The sequence below is a fragment of the Bradyrhizobium sp. CIR48 genome (genome assembly GCF_014198315.1).
Lineage (GTDB): Bacteria > Pseudomonadota > Alphaproteobacteria > Rhizobiales > Xanthobacteraceae > Bradyrhizobium.
This window is the reverse complement of record NZ_JACIHG010000014.1, coordinates 23,133-49,103: the sequence shown is the minus strand read 5'-3', so window position 1 is coordinate 49,103 and position 25,971 is coordinate 23,133. Positions and strand designations below refer to the sequence as shown.

The window sequence follows — 25,971 nt, the reverse complement described above, 5'->3', positions numbered from 1 at the left end:
GGATGACGGAGTTGGTGCAACGCTGTTGCACCAATCAATGCAAATGCACCAGATGCGGCCACCACAGGCCGAGGCTGGTCATGAGCAGGCCGGCGAGCGTCAGGATGCCGGCGACATAGGCCAGCGCGAACATGCCGGTGATGATGGTGGCCGAGGCCAGCACGATGCCGATCTGGAAGGCGGCCGACGCCAGCTCGAAGTGATGGTATTTCGCGGTCGCCTCGTCGCGCTCGTGCTCGGCATGCTTGGCCTTCTCGGCGAGCTGCTCGGTGCCTTCGCCGGTCTCCGGCTCGGAGCGGTAGCGCTGCGCGGTCTTGGTCCAGTCGTCGACCTGCTTCTGCACCGCGGGCTTCTGCGCCTCGTCCGCGCCGGCGAGCGCGAGCTTGCCCTGCTCGGCGGCGGTGATCACCACGGTGCGGCGGATGCTCTTGGCCTGGAAGAACGCCCAGAGATTGGCGGCCTCGACGTTCTTGCTGATCGATTCGGTCTGGGCGCCCTTGCCGAGCGTCTCCGAGATCGCCAGGAAGAGCGCCAGCACGGCGATCAAGAGCGCGATCTTCTTGTTCGAGCCGGACGCGTGTTCGGCGTGCTCGGCGTGCTCCATGCTTTCATGTGCGCTCATCAGTCTCTCCTGCCTCGGTTCCGCAACGATTGACCGAACCGCGCGGCCTGCGCAAGAGGCAAGGCAGTTATGACGTCAGTGTGTCAGCGCCAATTCGTCAGCGTCTTGGATGCGCGCTGGCATAGACTTCCAGCAGGCGCTCGGAATCGATGCCGGTGTAGATCTGCGTGGTCGAGAGCGAGGAATGGCCGAGCAATTCCTGGATGGCGCGCAAGTCCCCGCCGCGCGACAGCAGATGCGTGGCGAAGGAATGCCGGAGCGCGTGCGGCGTGGCGCTGTCGGGCAGGCCGAGCGCGCCGCGCAGCCGCTCCATCGCGAGCTGGATGATGCGCGGGCTCAAGGGACCGCCGCGCGCGCCGACGAAGATCGGCCCCTCGGCGGGCAACGGATACGGGCACATCGCGACGTATTCCTGAACGAGCTCGAGCACGTTCTGCAGCACCGGCACCATGCGGGTCTTGTTGCCCTTGCCGGTCACGATCAGCACGTCGCCCTCGCCGGGACGCGGCACCTCGCGGCGCTTCAGGCCCAGCGCCTCGGAGATGCGCAGGCCGGAGCCGTACAAGAGCGCCATCACCGCGGCGTCGCGCGCCAGGATCCAGGTCTCGCGATCCTCGCCGGCCCGCTCGTCGGCATCGGCAAGGCGCTTGGCCGATGCCATCGGCAGCGGCTTCGGCAAGGTCTTGGCCACCTTCGGCGCACGGATCGCCGAGAGTGCGCCGACCTTGCCCTTGCCTTCGCGCTCGAGGAAGCGGCCGAAGGAGCGCAGCCCGGCGAGCGCGCGCATCAGGCTGCGGCCGGCGATGTCGTCGGCGCGTCGCATCGCCATGAAGGCGCGGACGTCGGTGGCCTCCAGCGCCGCGAAGCGCTTCAGCGTCACGCGTTCGCCCCAATGGCTGCAAAGGAAATCCAGGCACTGCCGCAAGTCGCGGCCATAGGCTTCCAGCGTCTTCGGCGACAACCGCCGCTCGGCGCCGAGATGCGACAGCCAGCGCGTCATCTCCTGCGCGATCGAGGGATCGGCGCTGGCCAGCTCGATTTGTGGGGCGACGGCTTTGCTCATGCGCACTGGACGTGGTGATTCCACCCAGTATATCGCATCACATCCGTTTATCGTTCGCTAAGGCCGCCGCAGGGCGCTAGCCTTGAGGCCCCCGGTTCCGATTCTTCGTTCATGGATCACACCTCGCGCAGCACCACCGCCCCCACCAACGCGACCGGCATGGTCGACGTGCTGGTGCCGGTCGCGCTCGACCAGACCTATTCCTACAAGGTGCCGCGCGGCATGGAGCTGAAGGCGGGCGATCTCGTCGCCGTGCCGCTCGGGCCGCGTGAGGTGTTGGCCGTGGTCTGGGGGGAGAACGCCAATCCGGATCCGCGCCTGCACAACCGTCTCAAGGAGGTCAGCGAGAAGCTCGACATCCCGCCGCTCAAGCCCGAGCTGCGGCAGGTGGTCGACTGGGTCGCCAATTACACGCTGAGCCCGCGCGGCATGGTGCTGCGCATGTGCTTGCGGATGGGCGAGAATCTCGGCCCCGAGCGGGTGCGTCCCGGCGTGCGTCTGGTCGGCGACCCGCCGAAAAGGCTGACGCCGGCCCGGCAGCGCGTGATCGAGGTGTTGTCGGACCGGCTGCTGCACGGCAAGTCCGAAGCGGCCAAGGAAGCCGGCGTCTCCTCGGGCGTGATCGACGGGCTGGTCGACGAAGGCACGCTCACGGTCGAGCCGATGCCGCCGCCTGCGCCGCCGCCTGTGCCCGATCCGGATTTCGGCCGGCCGGATTTTACCCCGCTGCAGCGCGCCGCGGTCGACACGATGCGCGCGCTCGCCGCCAACGGCACCTTCCACGTCGCATTGCTCGACGGCGTCACCGGCTCCGGCAAGACCGAGGTCTATTTCGAGGCGATCGCGGAAGCCATCCGCCGCGGCAGGCAATCGCTGATCCTGATGCCGGAGATCGCGCTCACCGGCCAGTTCCTCGATCGATTCGCGCAGCGCTTCGGCGTGCGGCCGATCGAATGGCATTCCGAGCTGACGCCGCGCACCCGCGCGCGCAACTGGGCTGCGATCTCCGGAGGCAGCGCGCCGGTCGTGGTCGGCGCGCGCTCGGCGCTGTTTCTGCCCTACGCCAATCTCGGCCTGATCGTCGTCGATGAGGAGCACGATCAGGCCTACAAGCAGGACGAGGGCGTGCATTATCATGCCCGCGACATGGCGGTGGTGCGCGCGCATATCGCCAAGATTCCGGTCGTGCTGGCGTCTGCGACACCGTCGGTCGAATCCGAGGTCAACGCGCGCAAGAACCGCTATCAGCGCATCGCGCTGCCCTCGCGCTTCGGCGGCCAGCACATGCCGCATATCGAGGCCATCGACATGCGCCGCGAGCCGCCGGCGCGCGGCCGCTTCATCTCGCCGCGGCTGGCCGGTGAAATCAGAGGCGCGATCGAAAAGCGCGAGCAGGCGCTGCTGTTTCTCAATCGCCGCGGCTATGCGCCGCTGACGCTGTGCCGCGGCTGCGGCCACCGCTTCGCCTGCACCATCTGCGATGCCTGGTTGGTCGATCACCGCTTCCGCCAGCGCCTGGTCTGTCATCATTGCGGCTTCTCGATGCCGCGGCCGCATCTCTGTCCGAACTGTTCGGCCGAGGAATCGCTGGTCGCGGTCGGCCCCGGCGTCGAACGCCTGCAGGAGGAGGCGGCGGCGCTGTTCCCGCAAGCGCGCACCATGGTGCTGTCGAGCGATCTGATCACCTCGATCGAGACGATGCGCTCCGAGCTTGCCGAGATCGCGGAGGGCCGCGTCGACATCATCATCGGCACGCAGCTCGTCGCCAAGGGCCACAATTTCCCGCGGCTCAATCTGGTCGGCGTGGTCGATGCGGATCTTGGCCTGTCCAACGGCGATCCCCGTGCGGCGGAACGGACCTGGCAATTGCTCAACCAGGTGATCGGCCGCGCCGGGCGCGAGCAGGGCCGCGGCGTCGGCTATCTCCAGACCCACCAGCCCGATCATCCCGTGATGAAGGCGCTGATCGCCTGCGACCGCGAGGCCTTTTACGACAGCGAGATCGATCTGCGCGAACGCACGCTGTATCCGCCGTTCGGCCGGCTCGCCAGCCTGATCATCTCCGCCGGCGACCGCCCGAGCGCGGAGGGTCTTGGCCGCCGTCTCGTCGCGCTCGCCCCGCGCGACGAGCGCGTCGTGGTGCTCGGCCCGGCGGAGGCGCCGCTCGCCGTGATCAAGGGCCGCTATCGCTTCCGCATCCTGGTGAAATCGGCGCGCGGTTTCGACCTCTCGGACTATTTGCGCAACTGGCTCGCCGTCTGCCCGAAGCCGACGGGCAATCAGAAGCTCGAAGTCGACGTCGATCCGCAGAGCTTTTTGTAGGGGCCACGCGCATTCGTAGGGTGCGCAAAAGCGCGCGTCTTCGTTCGAAGAACGAAGGCGTAAGCGTGCCCACCACTGAAATTTGGTGGGCACGCATCCGCCGCCGCTCTGCAAGCGCCGGAGAATGCTTTGCCCACCCTACGGCAGCTGCGCTCCGCCCGGGCTACGACGTGCCAATAAAAAAGCCCGCGGTCCCCCAAGACCGCGGGCTTGTTTCATGCGCGCATCAAACTGATGAAAACTGCGCGCGCTCGATGAGACGCTTTATCGCGCCTTAGGAGACGACTTCCGCGGTGACGCGGCCGACGCCGCGACCCGTGAGGCCGATGGCGCGGGCAGCGCCCGTGGAGAGGTCGAGAACCCGGCCGCGAATGAACGGGCCACGGTCATTGATGGTGACGACGACGCTCGAGCCGCCGTGGGTGACGCGCAGCTTGGTGCCGAACGGCAGCGAACGGTGCGCCGCGGTCATAGCATTCTGGTTGAAGCGCTGGCCCGAGGCCGTGCGGCTGCCGGACTCGTTGCCGTAAAAGGAGGCCATGCCGGAGAAGCTGTGGCCCGTGCCCGAGGTCGGCGTCATCGACGCATTGGCGTTGCGCCAATCGGAGGTCGCGTTGGTATCGGTCTGAGCGTGGTGGCGGTGATGATGATGCCGGTGATGCCGGGATTTGGCGGAAGCTTCGGTGGCAGTTCCACCGATGAGAAGAGTTGCGGCAATGAAAGCGATCGCCGTGCGCGGCCGGGTCACAAAGCCCAGCGTCTTCAAAGACAGCATTTAGTGGTCCCTAAGCTAGTATAGCCACACATGTGGCTAGTGGAGCCCCCATCAGTTTGTGAGCGGGTTGGCGTTTCGATTCCTAATGAGGCGTGAATTGGGCAGTAAATCCATTCTGTGTCGTCATGAAATATCTTGTTACCGGGACGAGATATTCAGCCGATTCCCCTTAATCTTCGCCTTTAACGATTTGTTAACCTATTGGTTACTTGTAAATACTGTAAAAGCGAAGTGATGACCTTGAGCATTTAGAATTGGGTAAGTATTCGGCGAGTGGAGCCGGCAAGGCTGGAATCACGCCTCAGCGATCCGTGTTCATGGCCGCTATGCGCTGAGGGCAGGAACCAAAGACGGGGATCGCGGCGAAGCCCGCGACAATTCCGTCGCGCGGCAGGCCGTCACCCAAGGAGGTGATCAAGCCCTAGCTACGGTCCTCGGACCCGGTGTGATCGATGCATCCAGCGTGCGACGAACTGGCGACAGAACCTCGTGCCTTTAATTTGGCGTCATGTTGCACCTGCGCGCCTGCTATGTTAGCAAAGCCGCGATTTTAACGGATCCGGCACGTCCCGTGTCGGCCGGAAATCGAAGTCCCGCTTGAATTCCAAGGGCTTGGATCGCTTGGCGCCGCTTTGTGGCGACGGTTTTTCCCTTGCGAGTTTGACAGCAAAAAGAGCGCGTCTGTGGCTGCAGAAGATACGTCCGTTTCAGGTGTGTCCGGCCGTTATGCAACGGCCTTGTTTGAACTGGCCCGCGACCAGAAAGTGGTCGACGAGGTCAAAGCCGATCTCGAGAAATTCGAGGCCATGCTGAATGAGAGCGCCGATCTAAAGCGCCTCGTCCGTAGCCCGGTTTTCGCAGCCGATGCCCAGTCCAAGGCCCTTTCGGCCGTGCTGGCCAAGGCCGGCATCGCCGGCATCACCGCCAATTTCCTGAAGGTCCTGACCGCCAATCGCCGCCTGTTTGCGGTGGTCGACGTCATTCGCGCCTACCGGGCCCTGGTCGCCAGGTTCAAGGGCGAGGTGACGGCCGACGTCACCGTGGCGGAAACGCTTTCGGACAAGAATCTCGACGCCCTCAAGGTTGCCCTGAAGTCGGTGACCGGCAAGGACGTCGCGCTCAACGTGAATGTCGATCCCTCGATCATCGGTGGCCTCGTCGTCAAGCTTGGCAGCCGCATGATCGATAGTTCGCTTCGCACCAAACTCAATTCGATCAAGCACGCGATGAAAGAGGCAGGCTGATGGACATCCGCGCCGCGGAAATTTCCGCGATCCTCAAGGACCAGATCAAGAATTTCGGCCAGGAAGCTGAAGTCTCCGAAGTCGGACAGGTGCTGTCCGTCGGCGACGGTATCGCTCGCGTCTACGGTCTGGACAACGTCCAGGCCGGCGAAATGGTCGAGTTCGAGAACGGCACTCGCGGCATGGCGCTGAACCTCGAAACCGACAACGTCGGCGTCGTGATCTTCGGCGGCGACCGTGAGATCAAGGAAGGCCAGACCGTCAAGCGCACCCGCGCCATCGTGGACGCGCCGGTCGGCAAGGGCCTGCTCGGCCGCGTCGTCGACGCGCTCGGCAATCCGATCGACGGCAAGGGCCCGATCCAGGCCGACAAGCGCATGCGCGTCGACGTCAAGGCGCCCGGCATCATTCCGCGCAAGTCGGTGAGCGAGCCGATGGCGACCGGCCTCAAGGCGATCGACGCCCTGATCCCGATCGGCCGCGGCCAGCGCGAGCTGATCATCGGCGACCGTCAGACCGGCAAGACCGCGATCGCGCTCGACACCATCCTGAACCAGAAGCCGCTCAACGCGCAGCCCGACGAGAACATCAAGCTGTACTGCGTCTACGTCGCGGTCGGCCAGAAGCGCTCGACGGTTGCCCAGTTCGTGAAGGTACTGGAAGAGCAGGGCGCGCTCGAGTATTCGATCGTCGTCGCCGCCACCGCTTCGGATCCGGCGCCGATGCAGTACATCGCGCCGTTCACCGCCTGCACCATGGGCGAATTCTTCCGCGACAACGGCATGCACGCGGTCATCATCTATGACGATCTGTCCAAGCAGGCCGTCGCCTACCGCCAGATGTCGCTGCTGCTGCGCCGCCCGCCGGGCCGCGAAGCTTATCCGGGCGACGTGTTCTACCTGCATTCCCGTCTGCTCGAGCGCGCGGCCAAGCTCAGCAAGGATCACGGCTCGGGCTCGCTGACCGCACTGCCGGTCATCGAAACCCAGGCCAACGACGTGTCGGCCTACATTCCGACCAACGTCATCTCGATCACCGACGGTCAGATCTTCCTGGAAACCGACCTGTTCTTCCAGGGCATCCGTCCCGCGGTGAACGTCGGTCTGTCGGTGTCGCGCGTCGGCTCCTCGGCGCAGACCAAGGCCACCAAGAAGGTCGCGGGCAAGATCAAGGGCGAGCTGGCGCAGTACCGTGAAATGGCGGCGTTCGCGCAGTTCGGCTCCGATCTCGACGCCTCGACCCAGCGCCTGCTGAACCGCGGCTCGCGCCTGACCGAGCTCCTGAAGCAGCCGCAGTTCGCGCCGCTGAAGATGGAAGAGCAGGTCTGCGTGATCTGGGCCGGCACCAACGGCTATCTCGATCCGCTCCCGGTCAACAAGGTGCGCGCGTTCGAGGACGGCCTGCTGTCGCTGCTGCGTGGCAAGAACGTGGACATCCTCAATTCGATCCGCGACACCCGCGACCTCTCCGACGACGTGGCTGCCAAGCTGAAGTCGGTGGTCGAAGGTTTTGCGAAGAGCTTCGCTTAAGCGTCGTCATGGCCGGGTCTTCCGGCCATGATCGCTTCGCGAGAGGCAAGACAATAAGAAGCGTGCCCGGCGCCCGGCCGGGCATTGCGATCGGGACAGGCTAGCGGTCCGACGTATCAGTCGAACCGCCGGGGTGAACGAAGAATGGCGTCACTTAAAGACATGCGCGTGCGCATCGCCTCCACCAAGGCGACGCAAAAGATCACCAAGGCCATGCAGATGGTCGCTGCGTCCAGGTTGCGCCGCGCCCAGCAGGCGGCCGAAGCTGCGCGCCCCTATGCCGACAAGATGAGCGCGGTGATCTCCAACATCGCCAGCGCTGCCGCCGGTTCGCCCGGCGCGCCGGCGCTGCTGGCCGGCACCGGCAAGGACCAGGTCCACCTGCTGCTGGTCTGCACCGGCGAGCGCGGCCTGTCCGGCGCCTTCAACTCCTCGATCGTGCGTCTCGCGCGCGATCGTGCCCAGGCGCTGATGGCGCAGGGCAAGGAAGTCAAATTCTTCTGCGTCGGCCGCAAGGGCTATGAGCAGCTCCGCCGCCAGTTCGACAAGCAGATCGTCGAGCATCTCGACCTGCGCAGCGTTCGTCAGCTCGGTTTCGTCAACGCCGAGGACATCGCCAGGAAGGTGCTGGCCCGTTTCGAGAACGGCGAGTTCGACGTCTGCACGCTGTTCTACGCGCAGTTCAAGTCGGTGATCGCCCAGATCCCGACCGCGCAGCAGATCATTCCGCTGGTCGTGGAAGAGAAGGCGGCGAACGCGCCGTCGACGTCCTACGAATATGAGCCGGAGGAGGACGAACTCCTTTCGGGCCTGCTGCCGCGCAACATCGCGGTGCAGATCTTCCGCGCGCTGCTGGAGAACACTGCTTCGTTCTACGGCGCGCAGATGAGCTCGATGGACAACGCCACCCGCAACGCCGGCGAAATGATCCGCAAGCAAACCCAGATCTACAACCGAACCCGTCAAGCCCAGATCACCAAGGAGCTGATCGAGATCATCTCCGGCGCCGAGGCGGTCTGACGCACGAACTCAACGACGGTCGTTCAAGTAAAGAATTTCGAAGGAGAGCTTCATGGCTACAGCAGCTAACCCGGTCGGTCGCGTCACCCAGGTCATGGGCGCCGTCGTCGACGTTCAGTTCGAGGGCCACCTCCCGGCCATTCTCAATTCGCTGGAAACCAAGAACGGTAACATCCGTCTCGTGCTGGAAGTTGCGCAGCATCTCGGTGAGTCCACCGTGCGCACGATCGCGATGGACGTGACCGAAGGTCTGGTGCGCGGCCAGGAAGTGACCGACACCGGCCAGCCGATCCGCGTTCCCGTCGGCGAAGGCACGCTCGGCCGCATCATCAACGTCATCGGCGAGCCGATCGACGAAGCCGGCCCGGTCAACGCCGAAGGCTTGCGCCCCATCCATCAGGACGCGCCGAGCTACACCGACCAGTCGACCGAAGCTGAAATTCTGGTCACCGGCATCAAGGTCGTCGATCTTCTGGCTCCCTATGCGAAGGGCGGCAAGATCGGCCTGTTCGGCGGCGCCGGCGTCGGCAAGACCGTGCTGATTCAGGAGCTGATCAACAACGTCGCGAAGGCGCACGGCGGCTACTCCGTGTTCGCCGGCGTCGGCGAGCGCACCCGCGAGGGCAACGACCTCTATCACGAGTTCATCGAATCCAAGGTCAACGCCGATCCGAAGAATCCGGATCCGAGCGTGAAGTCGAAGTGCGCGCTGGTGTTCGGCCAGATGAACGAGCCGCCCGGCGCCCGCGCCCGCGTCGCGCTCACGGGTCTGACCATCGCGGAAGACTTCCGCGACAAGGGCCAGGACGTGCTGTTCTTCGTCGACAACATCTTCCGCTTCACCCAGGCCGGCTCGGAAGTGTCGGCGCTGCTCGGCCGTATTCCTTCGGCGGTGGGTTATCAGCCGACGCTCGCCACCGACATGGGCGCGCTGCAGGAGCGCATCACCACCACCCAGAAGGGTTCGATCACCTCGGTGCAGGCCATCTACGTTCCGGCCGACGACTTGACCGACCCGGCGCCCGCGACCTCGTTCGCGCATCTTGACGCGACCACCACGCTGTCGCGTTCGATCGCCGAAAAGGGCATCTATCCGGCGGTGGATCCGCTCGACTCGACCTCGCGCATGCTCTCCCCGCTGGTCGTCGGCGAGGAGCACTATGCGGTTGCCCGTCAGGTCCAGCAGGTGCTGCAGCGCTACAAGGCGCTCCAGGACATCATCGCCATTCTCGGCATGGACGAGCTTTCGGAAGAGGACAAGCTGACGGTGGCACGCGCCCGCAAGGTCGAGCGCTTCATGTCGCAGCCGTTCCACGTCGCCGAAATCTTCACGGGATCGCCCGGCAAGTTCGTCGAGCTCGCCGACACCATCAAGGGCTTCAAGGGTCTGGTGGAAGGCAAGTACGACCACCTGCCCGAAGCTGCCTTCTACATGGTCGGCACGATCGAAGAAGCCGTCGAGAAGGGCAAGAAGCTGGCGGCGGAAGCGGCCTAAGGCGCGAATGGCGAATGGGGAGCAGCGAATAGACGCGCTGCTCTCTTCGCCACTCGCCATTCGCTACTCACCATTCGCAGGTACACCATGGCTACCTTCCACTTCGATCTCGTCTCTCCGGAAAAGCTCGCGTTCTCGGGCGAGGTCGATCAGGTCGACATCCCCGGCGTCGAGGGTGATTTCGGCGTGCTGGCAGGGCATGCGCCGGTCGTGGCCGCGATCCGTCCGGGCATCCTCACCATCACCACGGCTGGCCGCCATGAGAAGGTCATCGTGCTCGGCGGTCTCGCCGAAGTCTCCGAAAAGGGCCTGACCGTGCTCGCCGATGTCGCGACGTCGCTGGCCGAGCTCGACCGCGCCCAGTTCGCGGCGACCATCTCGGAGATGGAAGAGGGGCTGAAGGAGCACGAAGGCAGCGAGCTCGATCAGGCGATCGAGCGGCTCGACCACTTCAAGAGCATCCAGCAGCAGCTCAACTCGACGGCTATGCACTAAGCCCCGGGGCACCGCTCCGGGGCTCGAGCGAGAACCCTGCAAGACAACCCTGCAAGACATTCCCTGACCAAGTGCAGCGCTCGTCACACCCGTGGCGGGCGCTGAAACTTTGTTGCACCGTGTTACCGATCGCGGCATTCTGCCCTGCGAATTTGTTCCCGGGGCGGGTCGCAGATGAAACGCAAGATCGCAGCGATTTTCGCAGCCGATATTGCCGGTTACTCGAGACTGGTTGCCGAAGACGAGGAGGAGACGCTGCGGCGGCTCGCCTCCTATCGCGAGGTCGTCGACGATTTCATCGCCAGGGCCGGCGGGCGCATCTTCAATACGGCGGGCGATGCCGTGCTCGCGGAATTCCCGAGCGCGGTCGATGCGGTGCGTTGCGCGATCGACATCCAGGAATCCTTGCGGACCCGTAACATGGCCTATCCGCCGAGCCGGCAGATGTCGTTCCGCATCGGCATCACCATCGGCGACGTGGTCGAGCGCAACGGCGATCTGCTCGGCGACGGCGTCAACATTGCGGCGCGGCTGGAGGGTCTCGCCGAGGTGGGCGGCATCTGCGTCTCGCGCGCGGTGCATGAGCAGGTCGCCAACAAGCTCTCGGTGCAGTTCGCCGATATCGGCGCGCAGGAGGTCAAGAACATCCCGACGCCGGTGCATGCCTACATGGTGGCGATGCGGCGCGAGGACGGCAGCTATAGCAAGCCGCAGCTGAAGAAGGCGGCTTCCAAGGTGGCCGCAGCACCGGTGTGGATGTGGCCGCTGGTGGTCGCCGTGGTCTCGGTCACCGGCATCGGCGTCACCGGCTTCCTCTACAACACCAAGCTCAAGCAGACGGCGAATGTCGCAGCGACGCCGGCCGCAGCACCAAGCGCGGCGCTGAGCCCTGCGCCGACTCAAATGGCGAAAGCGCCGATGACCCCAATGGCGCCGCAGAATGCCGGCGCTGCGATGGCGCCAATGCCTGCGCCGTCACCATCGGCCGCGCCGATGGCCGGCAAGTTTGCGGCCGACAGCGTGCCCTTCATCAACGAGCGCGTCCGCAACTACCTTGCCGGCGACTATTCCGCGGCCGGCGACTACAAGGCTTTCGCGCTCAATGTCGGCGGCTTCACCGGCTCGGCCCTGAACCAGCCGAACGAGGAGGCCGCGCGCAACACCGCGATCGAGCAGTGCCAGAAGCGTGCCGATGCCGCGCAATCGCCGCGGCGCTGCGAGCTCTATGCGGTCGGCAACAACGTCGTCTACGCGCACGGCAAGCCGCCGATGCCGCCGTCTCCCTATTTCCGGCACGACGCCATGACCGAGCGGACCTTCGCATCGAAGGATTTTCCGATGGTGCGCGACCCGCAAAAGGTCCGGCTCGAGAACATGTTCGTGCCCGCGGCGAAATCCCGCTCGGTCGCGCTCGGCCCCGGCGGACAATATTTCATGGTGCTCGGCGCCGCGTCCGCCGAAGATGCCGCGCGCCGTTCGCTGGAGTCGTGCGGCGCGATCGCTGGCGTGGCGTGCCTCGTGGTCGCGATCGACGATAATTTCGTCGTGCCGATCCCGACCCTGTTCAAGATCACCGGCTTCTTCAACGCCGCCTCCAACGCGTCGATCGTGGCGGATGCGCGCGGCGAGGTCGTGCGCAAGCTCGGTGACGCCATGGGCTGGAATGCGGTCGCGGTCGGCACCGCGGGCCGACCGGGCCTCGGCCTCAAGGCCGCCGACGAGCAGGCCGCCGTCGCTTCCGCGCTATCCGACTGCGCCAAGCGCGACAGCGACTGCCACGTCATCGCACTCGGCCCGTTCACGGTGGGGCCGATTAATTAGGGTGATGCGATAAAGGCCCCACCGGCGCGCCGACATAGGTGCGTTCCCTCCCCCACAAGGGGGGAGGGAGCGAGATAGCGGGGCCCCCTCACGCAAATGTCCGCCAAAATTTCTCCAACCATTTCAAACCCCATTCTACTGTGCATGGGGTTGTTTTCGCGGTTTTAGTTTGCGAAGGCCGCGAACTGCTGCGCGACGGCCTGATAAACCTCGCGGCGGAACGGCACTACGACGTCGGCAACACGGTCGAGGCGCTCCCAGCGCCAGGCATCGAACTCCGCGGGCTGGCCGTTGCGCGGCGTCAGCGGGTCGATCTCGTCATCCTTGCCGGTGAAGCGCAGCGCGAACCATTTTTGCCGCTGGCCGCGAAACTTCGCGAGGCGATGCGTCTGCGGTCCGTCGTAAGGCGGGAATTCGTAAGCGAGCCAGTCGGTCTCGCCGAGATAGTCCGCGCTGACGACGCTGGTCTCCTCCCAGAGCTCGCGCATCGCGGCATCGCGCAAATTCTCGCCGTCGTCGACGCCGCCCTGCGGCATCTGCCAGTCGAGGCCGGGCAGGATGATCTCGGGTCCGTCGCCCTTGAAGCGATGGCCGATCAGCACGCGGCCTTCGGTGTTGAAGAGGGCGATCCCGACGTTGGGGCGGTAGGGTTTTTGATTCGTCACGCGTCAATCTCTCGTCGTCGTTCCGGCGATGCATTAGCACCGAAGCCGGGACGACAATTCGATTTATTGGTCCGCCAGCGCGGAAAATTCCTGCACCACGCGCTCATAGACCGGGCGCTTGAAGGGAATGATCAGCCCGGTCAGATTCTTCATCGGCTCCCAGCGCCAGCTCACGAATTCGGCCTTGTGGCCGCCGCCGCCGGGACTGGCGACATTGATCTCGCTGTCCTTGCCGGTGAAGCGCACCGCGTACCATTTCTGGCGCTGACCGCGATAGCGGCCCTTCCAGGCGCGCCCGGCGACCGTGCGCGGAATGTCGTAAGTGAGCCAGTCCGGGACCTCGCCGAGCCGCTCGACCGAGCGCACGCTGGTCTCCTCATAGAGCTCGCGCTTGGCGGCGTCCCAGGTGTCTTCGCCGGGATCGACGCCACCTTGCGGCATCTGCCAGACATGGGTGTCGTCGACATGCTCGATGCCGCCGGCGCGGCGGCCGATGAATACCCGTCCCTCTGGGTTGATCAGCATCACACCGACGCAGGTCCGGTAGGGCAGATCCTCGTAACGCGCCATTCCGCCAGACCTCTCGCATGCTGTCGGTAAGGCTTGACCGGTCCCGCGGGACCCGTGCCGTACCAATCCGTTGATTTAGCTGGATTTTGATTTCAGCATCGCGGTTGTCAATGGCACCAAAAGGATACCCCGGTCGCCCAACGTCTTGGTCCAGGCGCCGATGCGCTCGATCGAGACGGGAAGGGCGGAGGCGGTGCCGACAGCCGCGCCGCGCTCGCGTGCCGCCGATTCCAGCTTGTTCAGGGCGCGGTCGATCTCGGTCGGGGTCGGCACCACGTCGATCGCGATGTCGCCCTTGCCGAACGGCATGGCCTGGTTCGCCGCGGCCTGGGCTGCGATGCTGCGGGGCGAGGAGCCGTCGTCGAAGAAACCGAGGCCGCGCTTGGCCGCCTCGCGGATGATCGGCTGCATCGCCGGCTCCGTCGCGATGAAGCGGGCGCCCATGAAATTGGTGATGCCGGCATAGCCCTGCATCCGGCTGAAATGCCAGAACAGGCGGTCCATGTTCTGGTCGGCGCTGAGCGAGGTCAGCAGCGTCTGCGGTCCCGGATCATTGTCGGGGAAGTCGTAGGGCTCCATCGGGATCTGGAGGAAGATCTCGTGGCGCTGTGCGCGGGCCCGTTCGGCGAGCTTGCCGGGATCGGTGCCGTAGGGCGTGAAGGCCAGCGTCACCGCCGCCGGCAGCCTCATGATCGCATCGGTGGTCTTGGCGGCGCCGACGCCGAGCCCGCCGATCACGATGGCCACCACCGGCACCTTGGCGGCCTTGGCGCGATCGGCGTCCGCCGCATAGACGTTGAACGCTTTCAGCCCGTCGGCGACCACCGGGATCATGCCGTAGCGTGACTTCTCCAGCAGTTTTGGATTGATCCCGGCCATGACGGGCGGTGGGGCCGAAGCGGCCCCGGCCTTGTCGCCTGCGTCCTCGCCGATCACCACGTCGTGGCGGGCGCCGGTGGAGCCGTCGATCATGGTGACGGTCTTCTGCTCGCCCGGTGCGGCCTGCTTCGGCGTCTCCTGGCTGTCGTGCTTGCTATACTGCTTGCTGTCTTGCTTGCCGTCCTGGCCGTGGCCGGCGGCGGGCTTCTCGGCGGGAGCCTTGTCGGCGCCGTTCTCGCGGATGGCGATCCGCGTCATCGGCTCGCCGCCGAGCGGATCCTTGTTGAAGATGGCGAAGCCGGCAAAGGTGAGGAGGAACAGGCCGAGCAGCACGGCGAGCGCCTGCATGGCCGTGAACGGCAACCGCAGCCGGCGTTTTCGACGCGGCTTGTCCTGTCCGAGCGGGGCGCTCAGATCATCGGCCGTTTCAGTCATGCGCGATCCCGAATCACTGCCAATGACGATACCACGCCGGGGTCAAGCGGCGGCAGGCCGGGATAGGCCGGGGATGCCAGGAGTTTCCAGCAACCAGGAGTTCCAAGCAAAAAGGGCGGCTCCGAGGAGCCGCCCTTTCGTGGGATCGCGTGGATGCGCCGACTTTAGTTCGCCGCTTTGGGCTTGTCGGTCGTAGCCTTGTTGTCGCCGCCCGGGGTGGGCGCGGCGGAGGCGCTGTTCTTGATGCCGTGGAGCAGGTCGTCGGCGAGCTTGAGCGCCTTGTCGTCCTTGGCGTCCGGCGGGACGTAGGACTGCGAGCCGGTCTTCTCGTCGCCATCGTTCTTCAGATGACCGCGCAGCGAAGCCTCACCCTTGGTGTCGGTGCGCGACTTCAGCTCGTCCGGCACGTCCTGCAGCACTTCGATGTCGGGCACGATGCCCTTGGCCTGGATCGACTTGCCCGACGGCGTGTAGTAGCGCGCCGTGGTCAGGCGCAGCGCGCCGTTGCCGCTTCCGAGCGGAATGATGGTCTGCACCGAGCCCTTGCCGAACGAGCGCGTGCCGACGATGGTCGCGCGCTTGTGGTCCTGCAGCGCGCCGGCGACGATCTCCGATGCCGAGGCCGAGCCGCCATTGACCAGCACGATGACAGGCTTGCCCTTGGTCAGATCGCCCGAATGCGCGGTACGACGCTGGGTCTCCTCGGCATTGCGGCCGCGGGTCGATACGATCTCGCCCTTCTCCAGGAACGAGTCGGACACGGTGACCGCTTCCTCGAGCAGGCCGCCCGGATTGTTGCGGAGGTCGATGATGTAGCCCTTCAGCTTGTCGCCGATCTGATTGGAGAGGTTGGCGACCTCGCGCTTCAGGCCTTCGGTGGTCTGCTCGTTGAAGGTGGTGATGCGGATATAGGCGATGTCGTCGGCCTCGACGCGCGCGCGCACCGAGCGGACGCGGATGTTGTCGCGCACCAGGGTGACATCGATCGGATTGTCTTGGCCCTTGCGGATGATCTTGAGCTTGATCTTGGTGTTGACGGGGCCGCGCATCTTCTCGACCGCCTGGTTCAGGGTCAGGCCCTGCACCGCCTCGTCGTCGAGATTGGTGATGATGTCGTTGGCCATGACGCCGGCGCGCGAAGCCGGGGTGTCGTCGATCGGCGAGACCACCTTGATCAGGCCGTCTTCCATCGTGACCTCGATGCCGAGGCCGCCGAACTCACCGCGGGTCTGCACCTGCATGTCGCGGAAGCTCTTGGCGTCCATGTAGCTCGAATGCGGATCGAGGCCGGTGAGCATGCCGCTGATGGCGGATTCGATCAGCTTGGTGTCGTCGGGCTTCTCGACATAGTCGGAGCGCACGCGCTCGAAGACGTCACCGAACAGATTGAGCTGGCGATAGGTGTCTGCGGTCGCGGCTCGCGCGCTGGAGCCCATGAACACCGCGCGCGGCTGGGTCACGAACAGCATCAGCGCCGCACCGGTGGCCGCGCTGAGGAGGATTACTGAAGTCTTGCGCATCATCCGCGAACCTTCTCGCCTTCATTTGCGGCCCACCATGGGCCTGGATCGATTGGAGTGCCGTCCTTACGGAACTCGACATACAGCACAGGTTGACTCGCGTTCGTCGCGAGAATGGAGGCGACCTGAGAGGTCGATCCCATCGTCGCAACCGGCTCCCCCGTGAGCACAAACTGTCCGATGTTGACCGAAATGCGCTCCATCCCGGCGATCAGGACATGATACCCGCCCCCGGCGTTGAGGATCAAGAGTTGTCCATAGCTGCGGAACGGGCCTGAATAGACCACCCAGCCGTCACACGGCGTTGTGACCTGGGAGCCGGGCTTGGTCGCCAGCGAAATGCCCTTCTGAACCCCGCCGACCCCGTCGGAACCGCCAAAATCCCTGATCTTGTTACCGTTAACCGGAAGAGGCAGGAGACCCTTGGCGGAAGCAAAGACGATCGCGGGGGTGGTACGGGACCGGTCCTTGAACACGCCCGGCCCGGACTTGGCGCTCGCGCTGGCGCTGGCCGCCGCCTTGGCCTCGGCCTGCCTTGCGGCCTCGGCTGCCTTCTCGGCGGCCTTGGCGGCGCTTTGCAGATCCTGCTCCATCTTGGTGATCAGGCCCTGGAGATCGCCGACCTGTCTCGAAAGCGCGATGGCGCGCGAATTCTCCGCGTCGAGGTCCTTTTCGCGCGCCGCCTGCTGGCGCTGCCGCTCGTCGACGAGGGCGGTGAGCCGGGTCTGGTCGCTCCTGACCTTGTCGCGATCGGAAGCGAGCTGGTCGCGCTCGGTGGCGATATTCTTGCGCAAGGCCACGAGCTCGCCGAGCTCGCTTGCGATCTTTTCGGCGCGGCCGCGCAACTCCGGCACCACGGCGCCGAGCAGCATCGCCGTGCGCAGTGATTGCAGCGCATCTTCGGGCCGCACCAGCAGCGCCGGCGGCGTGCGCCGTCCGGCCCGCTGCAGTGCTGCCAGCACCTCGACGATGTCGGCACGGCGCGAATCGAGCGAGGAGCGCATCGCCTGCTCGCGTCCGTTGAGCGCGCGCAGCCGGGCTTCGGTTTCGTCGATCTTGGTCTCCACACTGCGCACATTGGCGGCGGTGTCGATCAGCTGCTGATTGAGCTGAGTGCGGTCCTGGCCGAGTGAGGTGATCTCGGCCTTGAGCTTGGCCTGCGCCTCTTCCGCGCTCTTCTGCCGGGCGCGCGCGGCTTCGAGCTCCTGCTCGCGCTGCTTGATGGCGTCGGGCGAGACGGCGGCGGTCTGTGGCGCCGGCGCTGCGGTCTGGGCTTGCGCGAGGCTTATGTAAGCTTGCGCGAGGCTTGCGCCGGCAACGCTTCCGATCAGCAGCAGGTTGAGGAGCGGCGCTCGCATCGTGTCGGCAAAAGTGCCCGTTGTGGCGCGGATCACGCGCGGTGATAGGGGTGGCCGGCCAGAATGGTGGCGGCCCGATAAAGCTGTTCCAGAAGCATGACGCGGACCATTTGGTGCGGCCAGGTCGCAGAGCCGAACGCGATCGCGAGCTTGGCCTTACGGCGCAATTCGGGCGAAAGTCCGTCCGCCCCTCCGATCATGAAGATAGTATGTCCGGCCCCTTCGTCCCGCCAGCGCCCGAGATGCCGTGCGAATACGGTGGAGTCGAGATTTTGCCCGCGCTCGTCCAGTGCCACCAGGATCGATTTGTCCGGAATATGCGCGGAGATCGCGGCGGCCTCTTCGGTCATCCGCGTCGCGGTGTCGCGCGCGCGGCTCTCGGGGATTTCGTGGACCAGGAGTTCGCGGAATCCGAGCTTGCGGCCGGCCTCGTCGAACCGCTCGAAATAGCGGTCGGCAAGCTCTCGTTCGGGGCCCTGCTTCAGCCGGCCCACCGCAATGACAGCAACGCGCATGATATCTTCAGGGGCCTGATATCTTCAGGGTCGTGTTTTCAAGACCGCGCGCAAATGGCGCGCGCACGACGCTAGCATGCGCGTCAGCCGATTCGAAATCGGCTCGATCAGCCTAGATCGCCTTCGCCGCCCCTGGGCCCTGCGTGTACAATCGCTCGAGATTGTAGAACTCGCGGACCTCGGGTCTGAACACGTGCACGATCACGTCGCCGGAATCGATCAGCACCCAGTCGCAATTGGGCAAGCCCTCGACATGGATGTTCTTGATGCCGTTTTCCTTGAGGCCCTTGGCGACGTTTTCCGCGATCGCGCCAACGTGCCGGTTCACCCGGCCGGTGGTGATGATCATGTAGTCGGAGTACGCCGATTTGCCGCGAAGGTCGATGGTGACCGTCTCTTCCGCCTTCATGTCCTCGAGGCGGGAGAGGATCAGGCTCAGCGTCTTGTCGGCGTCGGGTTGCGCCTTCAAGGCCGCAGCTTTGGCTGATGTTTTACGCGCCGGCTTGGCAACCTTGGGTAAAACAGACTTCGTCGAAGCTGACTTGGACAATACAGATGTGGTCAGGGACCATTCCTTTCACTGTATCGCGAACGCCGAATCCGCGCTCACTGGTTACACTACATCATGTGGGGTTAAGGGTTTCAATATGCCAGAGAGGCGAAAGCCCACACCACATCCACGCCCTCGTCCTCACATTTTACCTTTCCAGCTCCCGTCCGGGTTCCGTAAGCCCGTTGAGGACAGATTCAGCTTCAATCCGGTCAGGAATACCCAGGCCGGCGCCGGCCGGTCCGCAAGCAGCGCTGCCTTGCTCTCGGGCAGGCGGTAGCGTGCCAGCGCCTGGGCTGCGGGGGAGGCGAGGGCGCGAAAACTCTGCGGCGGGCGGTCGATGACTGCCATCGGGACCTGGCCGGCGATGCGCCGCCAGTTCTGCCAACGATGGAATTGAGCGAGGTTGTCGGCGCCCATGATCCAGACAAAGCGCAGGCCCGAGAAGCGGCGGCGCAAGGTGTTGATCGTGTCGATAGTGTAGCGCGTACGGATGACGGATTCGAGACAGCTGACCTCGATCCGGGGATCATCGGCGACGTCGCGCGCGGCCTGCATGCGCTCGCCGAGCTCATGCAGATTACCGTTCTGCTTCAGCGGATTGCCTGGTGTCACCAGCCACCAGACGCGATCGAGTTGCAATCGCTGGAGCGCGAACCGGCTGATCGCGCGATGCGCCTGATGCGGCGGATTGAACGAGCCGCCGAGCAGGCCGATGCGCATGCCCTCCGTGTGGGGCGGGACCGCTTGCGCCACGAAACGCGGCACGACGAAATTGTTGCTCAATGCCCGCCCCGCGACGTTGCTTACGGCCGCGTCTGTCCGGTGCCGTGAACGCGATATTTGAAGCTCGTCAGCTGCTCGGCGCCAACAGGGCCGCGGGCGTGGAAGCGGCCGGTGGCAATCCCGATCTCGGCGCCGAAGCCGAACTCGCCGCCATCGGCGAACTGCGTCGAGGCGTTGTGCAGCACGATCGCGGAATCGACCTCGCTCAGGAATTTCTTCGCAGCCGCCTCATCCGCGCTCACGATCGCATCGGTGTGATGCGAGCCATGGTTCTGGATGTGCGCGATTGCGCCATCGACGCCGTCGACGACCTTCGCCGCGATGATCGCGTCGAGATATTCGGTGTCCCAATCGTCTTCGCTGGCAGGTTTTACGCGCGCATCCGTTCCTTGCACCGTTTCGTCGCCGCGCACTTCGCAGCCCGCCTCGATCAGCATCTCGACCAGCGGTTTCAGATTTTTGCCGGCCGCCGCGCGATCGACCAGCAACGTCTCGGCCGCGCCGCAGACCCCGGTGCGGCGCATTTTTGCGTTGAGCACGAGCGACTTCGCCATGGCGAGGTCGGCGCTGGCATCGACATAGACGTGGTTGACGCCTTCCAGATGCGCGAAGACAGGCACGCGCGCTTCCTGCTCGACGCGCGCGACGAGGCTTTTTCCCCCGCGGGGAACGATCACGTCGACCGCGCCGTTCAAGCCCGAGAGCATCATGCCGACTGCCGCGCGGTCGCGCGTCGGCACCAGCGTGATCGCAGCTTCGGGCAGGCCCGCCTCGCGCAGGCCCTGCACCAGGCATTCATGGATCGCGCGGCAGGACCGAAAACTGTCCGAGCCGCCGCGCAGGATCACGGCATTGCCTGACTTCAGGCACAGCACGCCGGCGTCGGCCGCAACGTTCGGCCGGCTTTCGAAGATCACGCCGACGACGCCGAGCGGCACGCGCACGCGCTCGATCCTCATGCCGTTCGGCCGCTGCCAGCTCTCGGTGACGATGCCGACGGGATCCGCGATGCCGCGCACGATGCCGATGCCCTCGGCCATGCCCTCGATGCGGGCCGGCGTCAGCGTCAGGCGATCGATGAAGGAGGATGTGGCGTTGCCGGAGGCACGGGCTTCGGCGACGTCCTCGGCATTGGCGGCAAGGATCGCCGCAGAGCTCGCGCGGATCGCCCGCTCCATGGCCTCCAGCGCCCGGTTCTTCTGCTCCGGCGGCGCCAGCGCCAGCACGCGCGCGGCAGCGCGGGCACGGGTTCCGAGATCGGACATCAGCGCCTGAAGATCGGCATTGCCGTCGACGGCTTTGAGGGGGGCGGCCATGGGAGTTTCAACCTTCTGCTAAGGCGGTGTCCTAGCACGGAAATCCCGCTTTTGCGAAGGGTCGGCAGGGTATGGCAGGGCTTCGGCCGGTGGGTTTGGGCTCGGCCATTGGCCCAGCCCTGCCGTCATGGCAGGCTTGACCCGGCCATCCGCGGGCCTGGCTTGTGCTGTCATTCCGGGATGGTCAAGGACCAGACCTCAGGTGCGCAATTGCGCACCGGGGAATCTTGAGATTCCGGGTTCGGTGCTAGCGCGCCGACCCGGAATGACGAAGGCGGCTTACCCGCCCACCACGAGATCGTCGCGGTGGATCATCTCCGATCTTCCGCTGATACCGAGGATGGTCATCACGTCCGGGGAGGAGCGGCCCTTGATCCGCTCGGCGACCTCGGCGTCGTAGGCGATCAGGCCGCGGCCGACCTCGCTGGTGTCGGGGCCGCGCACGATCACGGCATCGCCGCGGGCGAACTGGCCCTCGACCTTGATCACGCCGGCCGGCAGCAGGCTGGCGCCGGCGCGCAGCGCCGTCACGGCGCCGGCGTCGATGGTCAGTGTGCCCTTCGGCTCCAGCGTGCCCGCGATCCAGCGCTTGCGCGAGGTGATCGGATTGGCCGGCGTCAGGAACCACGTGCAGCGGCCGCCGTCGGCGATCGCCTGCAAGGAATGCTCGATCTTGCCGGAGGCGATCAGCATATGCGTGCCGCCGGTGGTCGCGATCTTGGCCGCTTCGACCTTGGTGCGCATGCCGCCGCGCGACAGCTCGGACTCGGCATCGCCAGCGACAGCCTCGATCTCCGAGGAGATGCTCTCGACCACCGGAATGAGCTTTGCGTTCGGATTGTTCTTCGGCGGGGCGTCGTAGAGTCCGTCGATGTCGGACAGCAGCACCAGCAGGTCGGCGCTCGCCATGGTGGCGACGCGGGCGGCGAGGCGGTCATTGTCGCCGTAGCGGATCTCGTTGGTGGCGACCGTGTCGTTCTCGTTTATCACGGGGATCGCGCGCCACTCCAGCAGCTTGCCGATGGTGGAACGTGCATTGAGATAGCGGCGGCGCTCCTCGGTGTCCTGCAGCGTCACCAGGATCTGGCCGGCGCCGATACCGTGCGCGCCGAGCACCTCGGACCAGATCCGCGCCAGCGCGATCTGGCCGACGGCCGCGGCGGCCTGGCTCTCTTCCAGCTTGAGCGGGCCGCGCGGCAGCTTGAGGCGGCTGCGGCCGAGCGCGATCGAGCCGGAGGAGACGACGAGGACGTCGCGTCCCTCCCTGTGCAACTTGGCCATGTCGTCGGCGAGCGCGGCGAGCCAGGACGCCCGCACCTCCCCCTTGTCGGAATCGACCAGCAGCGCGGAGCCGACCTTGACGACGATGCGGCGGAATTGACTGAGTTCGGGGCTGGCCATGGCGGTCGTCAAATTGCTCTGTCGTTGGTCCGGCGGAGCAAAAAGGGGCGGCGCCGATGCGGCTAGCTTTTGCAGCAGGACGGTGGCCGGCGCAAGGCAGAGGAGCCGGTAAATAGGCCTAACGGCACCCTTGTCGGCCGAGGCCCGGGCAGTCTATGCCTCGAATAATCAATAACGAGGGAGGATGACGTGGACCGACGCAGCTTCATTGCCGGAGGCCTCTCGCTGCCCTTGCTGGCGCAGGCCATTGGCGCACATGCTCAATCCGGTCCGCTGACGCGCATCATCTTCCCGTTCGCGGCAGGCGGCAGCGGTGATGCCTTGTGTCGTCTCATCGCCGAGCAATTCGGCGGCCCGCTTGGGCGAACCATGATCGTCGAGAATCGTACCGGTGGTGACGGGTTGATCGGAATCAGGGCCGTGAAGGGCGCAAGCTCGGACGGCAATACAATCTTGGTGACGACCGGTCCGACCATGTACCTGCTGCCGATGGTGGAGAATCAACCGAGCTTCGACGCGGCCAGGGATTTCGTCCCCGTGTCGCAACTCGTTCGCTTCGAGTTTGCCGTCGTTGCAAGTCCCGCGATCGGGGTGGGTAGTTTTAGTGAACTCGTCACCTGGTTGAGGGCAAATGTCGCAAAGGCCGCCTATGGGACACCAGGCAGCGGCAACATCCCGCACTTCCTCGGATGGCGACTTGAACAGATCCTTGGTCTTTCAATGACCCGGGCGCCCTATCGCGGGAGCGCGCTTGTCATGAATGACCTCATCGCCGGCCATCTGCCATTCGGCATCACCACGGTATCCGATGCGATCGCGCAGCATCGTGCCAACGGCGTGAGGATCCTCGCGATCGCAAGCGCAGAGCGCTCGCCGTTCGTTCCCGATGTGCCGACGCTGAAGGAAAGCGGCATCGATCTCGTTGCCGACGGCTGGTACGGCATGTGGCTCCCCGCCGGCAGCCCGCCGGATTTTGCCGAAAAGCTCAGCGCAGCCGCGGTCGCGATGCTGGCCAAGCCGGAGGTGAAGGAGAAGCTCACCGCGATCGGGTTGATTCCGGTCGGAAGCAATGCGGACGGGCTTTCGAAGGAGCTCGCCGCGAACACGGCGTTCTGGCAGCCGATCGTCAAGGCGACGGGATACAAGATCGAGAATTGAACCGTAATCGTGAAGTGGATCTCTGCTAATGGAACAGCAGCTGCTTGGCGCCGCGCGGTTGTTTGCGAGTCACTATCAGATCGTCGTCTGCGACGATCCGCGCAGACCGCTTGGTGCTGATGAAAATTGGAATGACGAGAAAACCAAACGGGGCTTTGCAGGCGCGCCCACGTTCCGCATGATCAATACCGAAGCTGATCTTAATGACCATTGGGTCGAGCTGGTCGCCGCTAGCCGGCCGCCCTCCTTCGATGAATGGCAGCGGATCACCTGCGTCCACTTCCGATCCGAGAGCGGACGCGTTCACGTCATGTCGGTGATCGACAATGAGTCTGCATATTCCGCAGACGTGGAGCCGGGCGATTATTCGATCTATGCGGCCGCGCAAAATCTTGGAATCGATCAATTGAGCCTCGGCGAGAGCACGAAGCTCGCTGATGTCGAATTCGCCCAGCGAAAAGATGTCGAGTGGTATCGCCTCTTTCTGGTTCCGGGCAAACCGGAGTTCGAAGGACGACTCGTGGACCGCCCTTAAGACGTACCGAGCGATGATTTGGCTTACATCTTCGCGCGTTGCGCGATGCCGTCCTTGATCGCGTCGAGCTCTTTCTCATCCCAGATGCCGATCAGGAAGCCGCCTTTCACCTGGAGCTGGTTCTCGGCATAGGCTGCGATCTTTTCGGGGGGCGTGGTGATGTGACCGCTCGGATGCAGCGCCCAGTCGAACAGCTCGGCCTGCAACCGCGCGATGATGCCGGCGCACTCAGGGTCGTCGCCGCGATCGACATATTCTTGCGGATCGGTTTCGAGATCGTACAGCATCGGGCGGAAGCCGGAGGCGTGGATGTATTTCCAGCGGCCGTCGAACACCATGAACAGGCGGCAGCGCTCGATCGGCTGGTTCAGCTTCAGCCGCACGTCCTGCATGGCGTAGTCGTATTCGGAGAACGTCACCTTGCGCCAATCAGGCGGCGTCGATCCGCGCAGCAGCGGCAATAGTGAACGTCCCTCGAGGATGTGCCCCGGCACCTTGCCGCCGAAATAGTCGACGAAGGTCGGCGCGAGGTCGATTCCCTCCACTAGCGCGTCGCTGCGCGTGCCGCGCGTGGCATCAGCCTCTTGCGAAGGGTCGATGATGATCAGCGGGATCTTCGCCGACTGCTCGTGGAACAAATCCTTCTCGCCCATCCAGTGATCGCCGAGATAATCGCCGTGATCGGAGGTGAACACGATCATGGTGGTTTCCAGCAGGCCGCGTTGCTCCAGAAATTTCATCAGCACGCCCATCTGGTCGTCGATCTGGGTGATCAGGCCCATATAGGTCGGGATCACCTTCTCGCGGGCATCGTCGCGCGCCATGTTGCGGGAGTAGCGCATGTCCATATAGGCGCCGAACACCGGATGCGGATTCTGCCGTTCGCGCATCGAACGGATCGGCGGGATCATGTCCGAGGTCGAGTACATGCTGGCATAGGGCTCCGGCGCGATATAGGGCCAGTGCGGCTTGATGTAGGACAGATGCAGGCACCATGGCTTGCCGTCGGTCTCGGCCTCGCCGATGAAATCCATCGCGCGCCGCGTCATGTAGGGCGTTTCGGAATGCTCATCCGGCACGCGCGCGGCCTTGTCGGCATGCACCAGCAGCCAGCCGTTCTGCAAGCTACCGTCTTCCGCCGCGCCCGAATTGGCCCAATGCTCCCAGGGATTGGCGGCGTCAAAGCCTTTCTGGCGCAGATACTCGTCGTATTTCGGTCGCGGGCGGCCGGTCGGATGCAGACCGTCGTCGCGCTCATACGGTTCAAAACCGCATTCGGCGACATGCACGCCGATCATCGATTCCGGGGGAATGCCGAGCGCTTTCATGCCTTCGAGATCGGGCGCCATGTGGGTCTTGCCGACCAGCACGTTGCGCACGCCGATCTTGTTGAGGTGATCGCCAAGCGTCGGCTCGCCGACGCGCAGCGGCCAGCCGTTCCAGTGCGAGCCGTGCGAGCGCATGTAGCGGCCGGTGTAGAACGACATCCGCGACGGACCGCAGATCGGCGATTGCACATAGGCCTTGCTGAACAGCACGCCGCGCTTGGCCATGGCGTCGATGTTCGGCGTCTTCAGCGTGGGATGGCCGGTGCAGCCGAGATAATCATAGCGAAGCTGGTCGCACATGATCCAGAGAACGTTCTTCGCCCGCGCCATGCGTCATCCCTGCATTTTCTTGATTGTTCGATGCTGCGCTATTGGAGGAGCGAAGACAAGCCGGTGATGCGCGTACGCGTAGCCGCATCCTCCACTGTCGTCCCTGCGAAAGCAGGGACCCATAACCACAGGGCGTGGTTTGGCGAAGACTCGATGTTCGGGTACTACGACCATCCGCATCGAGAGATCACGCGGTGTGGGTCCCTGCGCCCCGTGCGCAATTGCGCACTAGGCAGGGA

General features: G+C 64.9%; 23 protein-coding genes. 9 read left to right on the top strand and 14 right to left on the bottom strand.

The annotated features are described in order from the left end of the window. Positions 1-34 precede the first annotated feature (34 nt). Complete coding sequence (locus GGD66_RS34465) at positions 35-622, bottom strand: DUF4337 domain-containing protein (protein ID WP_018318863.1); 588 nt, start codon at positions 620-622, stop codon at positions 35-37. A 97-nt stretch (positions 623-719) separates the two neighbouring features. Beyond that, a complete protein-coding gene (locus tag GGD66_RS34460) occupies positions 720-1,685 on the bottom strand; it encodes a tyrosine recombinase XerC (RefSeq protein ID WP_097669016.1) in 966 nt (321 codons plus the stop codon). A 111-nt stretch (positions 1,686-1,796) separates the two neighbouring features. On the opposite strand from GGD66_RS34460, the gene GGD66_RS34455 reads away from it, so the two are divergent. Then, complete coding sequence (locus tag GGD66_RS34455; RefSeq protein ID WP_092261424.1) at positions 1,797-4,007, top strand: primosomal protein N'; 2,211 nt, start codon at positions 1,797-1,799, stop codon at positions 4,005-4,007. Between the two features lie 274 nt (positions 4,008-4,281). On the opposite strand, the gene GGD66_RS34450 is transcribed toward GGD66_RS34455, so the two are convergent. After that, positions 4,282-4,782 (bottom strand): septal ring lytic transglycosylase RlpA family protein, encoded by a 501-nt coding sequence (locus tag GGD66_RS34450; protein WP_018318860.1) that lies wholly within the window; start codon positions 4,780-4,782, stop codon positions 4,282-4,284. Between the two features lie 683 nt (positions 4,783-5,465). On the opposite strand from GGD66_RS34450, the gene GGD66_RS34445 reads away from it, so the two are divergent. The 6 genes from GGD66_RS34445 to GGD66_RS34420 all read left to right on the top strand — a co-directional run bounded on the left by GGD66_RS34445 (position 5,466) and on the right by GGD66_RS34420 (position 12,386). Continuing rightward, complete coding sequence (locus GGD66_RS34445) at positions 5,466-6,026, top strand: F0F1 ATP synthase subunit delta (protein WP_092261423.1); 561 nt, start codon at positions 5,466-5,468, stop codon at positions 6,024-6,026. After that, a complete protein-coding gene (atpA, locus tag GGD66_RS34440; protein WP_018318858.1) occupies positions 6,026-7,555 on the top strand; it encodes a F0F1 ATP synthase subunit alpha in 1,530 nt (509 codons plus the stop codon). The genes GGD66_RS34445 and atpA overlap by 1 nt, the downstream gene beginning before the upstream one ends. Before the next feature lie 144 nt (positions 7,556-7,699). Beyond that, positions 7,700-8,575, top strand: a complete 876-nt coding sequence (locus tag GGD66_RS34435; RefSeq protein ID WP_018318857.1) for a F0F1 ATP synthase subunit gamma — start codon at positions 7,700-7,702, stop codon at positions 8,573-8,575. Between the two features lie 52 nt (positions 8,576-8,627). Further along, positions 8,628-10,070 (top strand): F0F1 ATP synthase subunit beta, encoded by a 1,443-nt coding sequence (atpD, locus tag GGD66_RS34430; RefSeq protein WP_018318856.1) that lies wholly within the window; start codon positions 8,628-8,630, stop codon positions 10,068-10,070. 87 nt (positions 10,071-10,157) lie between these two features. Then, positions 10,158-10,565 carry a F0F1 ATP synthase subunit epsilon gene (locus GGD66_RS34425; protein WP_018318855.1) on the top strand — a complete coding sequence of 136 codons (408 nt, stop codon included), beginning with the start codon at positions 10,158-10,160 and terminating at the stop codon, positions 10,563-10,565. A gap of 174 nt (positions 10,566-10,739) precedes the next feature. Beyond that, positions 10,740-12,386 (top strand): adenylate/guanylate cyclase domain-containing protein, encoded by a 1,647-nt coding sequence (locus GGD66_RS34420; RefSeq protein ID WP_183261129.1) that lies wholly within the window; start codon positions 10,740-10,742, stop codon positions 12,384-12,386. A gap of 164 nt (positions 12,387-12,550) precedes the next feature. Here GGD66_RS34420 and GGD66_RS34415 read toward each other — a convergent pair whose 3' ends face one another. The 10 genes from GGD66_RS34415 to proB all read right to left on the bottom strand — a co-directional run bounded on the left by GGD66_RS34415 (position 12,551) and on the right by proB (position 22,381). Further along, on the bottom strand, positions 12,551-13,051 hold the full coding sequence (locus GGD66_RS34415) for an RNA pyrophosphohydrolase (RefSeq protein ID WP_183261127.1): 501 nt from the start codon (positions 13,049-13,051) through the stop codon (positions 12,551-12,553). A gap of 63 nt (positions 13,052-13,114) precedes the next feature. Continuing rightward, positions 13,115-13,621, bottom strand: coding sequence for an RNA pyrophosphohydrolase (locus GGD66_RS34410; protein WP_183261125.1), 507 nt, complete (start codon positions 13,619-13,621; stop codon positions 13,115-13,117). Between the two features lie 75 nt (positions 13,622-13,696). Beyond that, entirely contained in the window at positions 13,697-14,935 is a 1,239-nt protein-coding gene (locus GGD66_RS34405) for a divergent polysaccharide deacetylase family protein (protein ID WP_183261123.1), read from the bottom strand. A 164-nt stretch (positions 14,936-15,099) separates the two neighbouring features. Beyond that, entirely contained in the window at positions 15,100-16,458 is a 1,359-nt protein-coding gene (locus tag GGD66_RS34400) for a S41 family peptidase (RefSeq protein ID WP_018318850.1), read from the bottom strand. Further along, on the bottom strand, positions 16,455-17,813 hold the full coding sequence (locus GGD66_RS34395; RefSeq protein ID WP_026202085.1) for a murein hydrolase activator EnvC: 1,359 nt from the start codon (positions 17,811-17,813) through the stop codon (positions 16,455-16,457). The genes GGD66_RS34400 and GGD66_RS34395 overlap by 4 nt, the downstream gene beginning before the upstream one ends. Before the next feature lie 32 nt (positions 17,814-17,845). Then, positions 17,846-18,328 carry a 23S rRNA (pseudouridine(1915)-N(3))-methyltransferase RlmH gene (gene rlmH, locus GGD66_RS34390; protein WP_018318848.1) on the bottom strand — a complete coding sequence of 161 codons (483 nt, stop codon included), beginning with the start codon at positions 18,326-18,328 and terminating at the stop codon, positions 17,846-17,848. A gap of 112 nt (positions 18,329-18,440) precedes the next feature. Continuing rightward, positions 18,441-18,797, bottom strand: coding sequence for a ribosome silencing factor (gene rsfS / locus GGD66_RS34385; protein WP_183261121.1), 357 nt, complete (start codon positions 18,795-18,797; stop codon positions 18,441-18,443). 222 nt (positions 18,798-19,019) lie between these two features. Further along, positions 19,020-19,664, bottom strand: coding sequence for a nicotinate-nucleotide adenylyltransferase (locus GGD66_RS34380; protein ID WP_183261119.1), 645 nt, complete (start codon positions 19,662-19,664; stop codon positions 19,020-19,022). 20 nt (positions 19,665-19,684) lie between these two features. Continuing rightward, the gene (locus tag GGD66_RS34375; protein WP_183261117.1) at positions 19,685-20,980 is read right to left on the bottom strand and encodes a glutamate-5-semialdehyde dehydrogenase; all 1,296 of its coding nucleotides are present in this window, start codon (positions 20,978-20,980) and stop codon (positions 19,685-19,687) included. 279 nt (positions 20,981-21,259) lie between these two features. Continuing rightward, on the bottom strand, positions 21,260-22,381 hold the full coding sequence (gene proB, locus GGD66_RS34370; protein ID WP_183261115.1) for a glutamate 5-kinase: 1,122 nt from the start codon (positions 22,379-22,381) through the stop codon (positions 21,260-21,262). 189 nt (positions 22,382-22,570) lie between these two features. On the opposite strand from proB, the gene GGD66_RS34365 reads away from it, so the two are divergent. Beyond that, on the top strand, positions 22,571-23,539 hold the full coding sequence (locus tag GGD66_RS34365; protein WP_183261112.1) for a Bug family tripartite tricarboxylate transporter substrate binding protein: 969 nt from the start codon (positions 22,571-22,573) through the stop codon (positions 23,537-23,539). 28 nt (positions 23,540-23,567) lie between these two features. Continuing rightward, positions 23,568-24,074 (top strand): competence protein ComJ, encoded by a 507-nt coding sequence (gene comJ / locus GGD66_RS34360; RefSeq protein WP_092261416.1) that lies wholly within the window; start codon positions 23,568-23,570, stop codon positions 24,072-24,074. 23 nt (positions 24,075-24,097) lie between these two features. On the opposite strand, the gene GGD66_RS34355 is transcribed toward comJ, so the two are convergent. Then, a complete protein-coding gene (locus GGD66_RS34355) occupies positions 24,098-25,732 on the bottom strand; it encodes an alkaline phosphatase family protein (protein WP_183261111.1) in 1,635 nt (544 codons plus the stop codon). Positions 25,733-25,971: the final 239 nt, after the last annotated feature.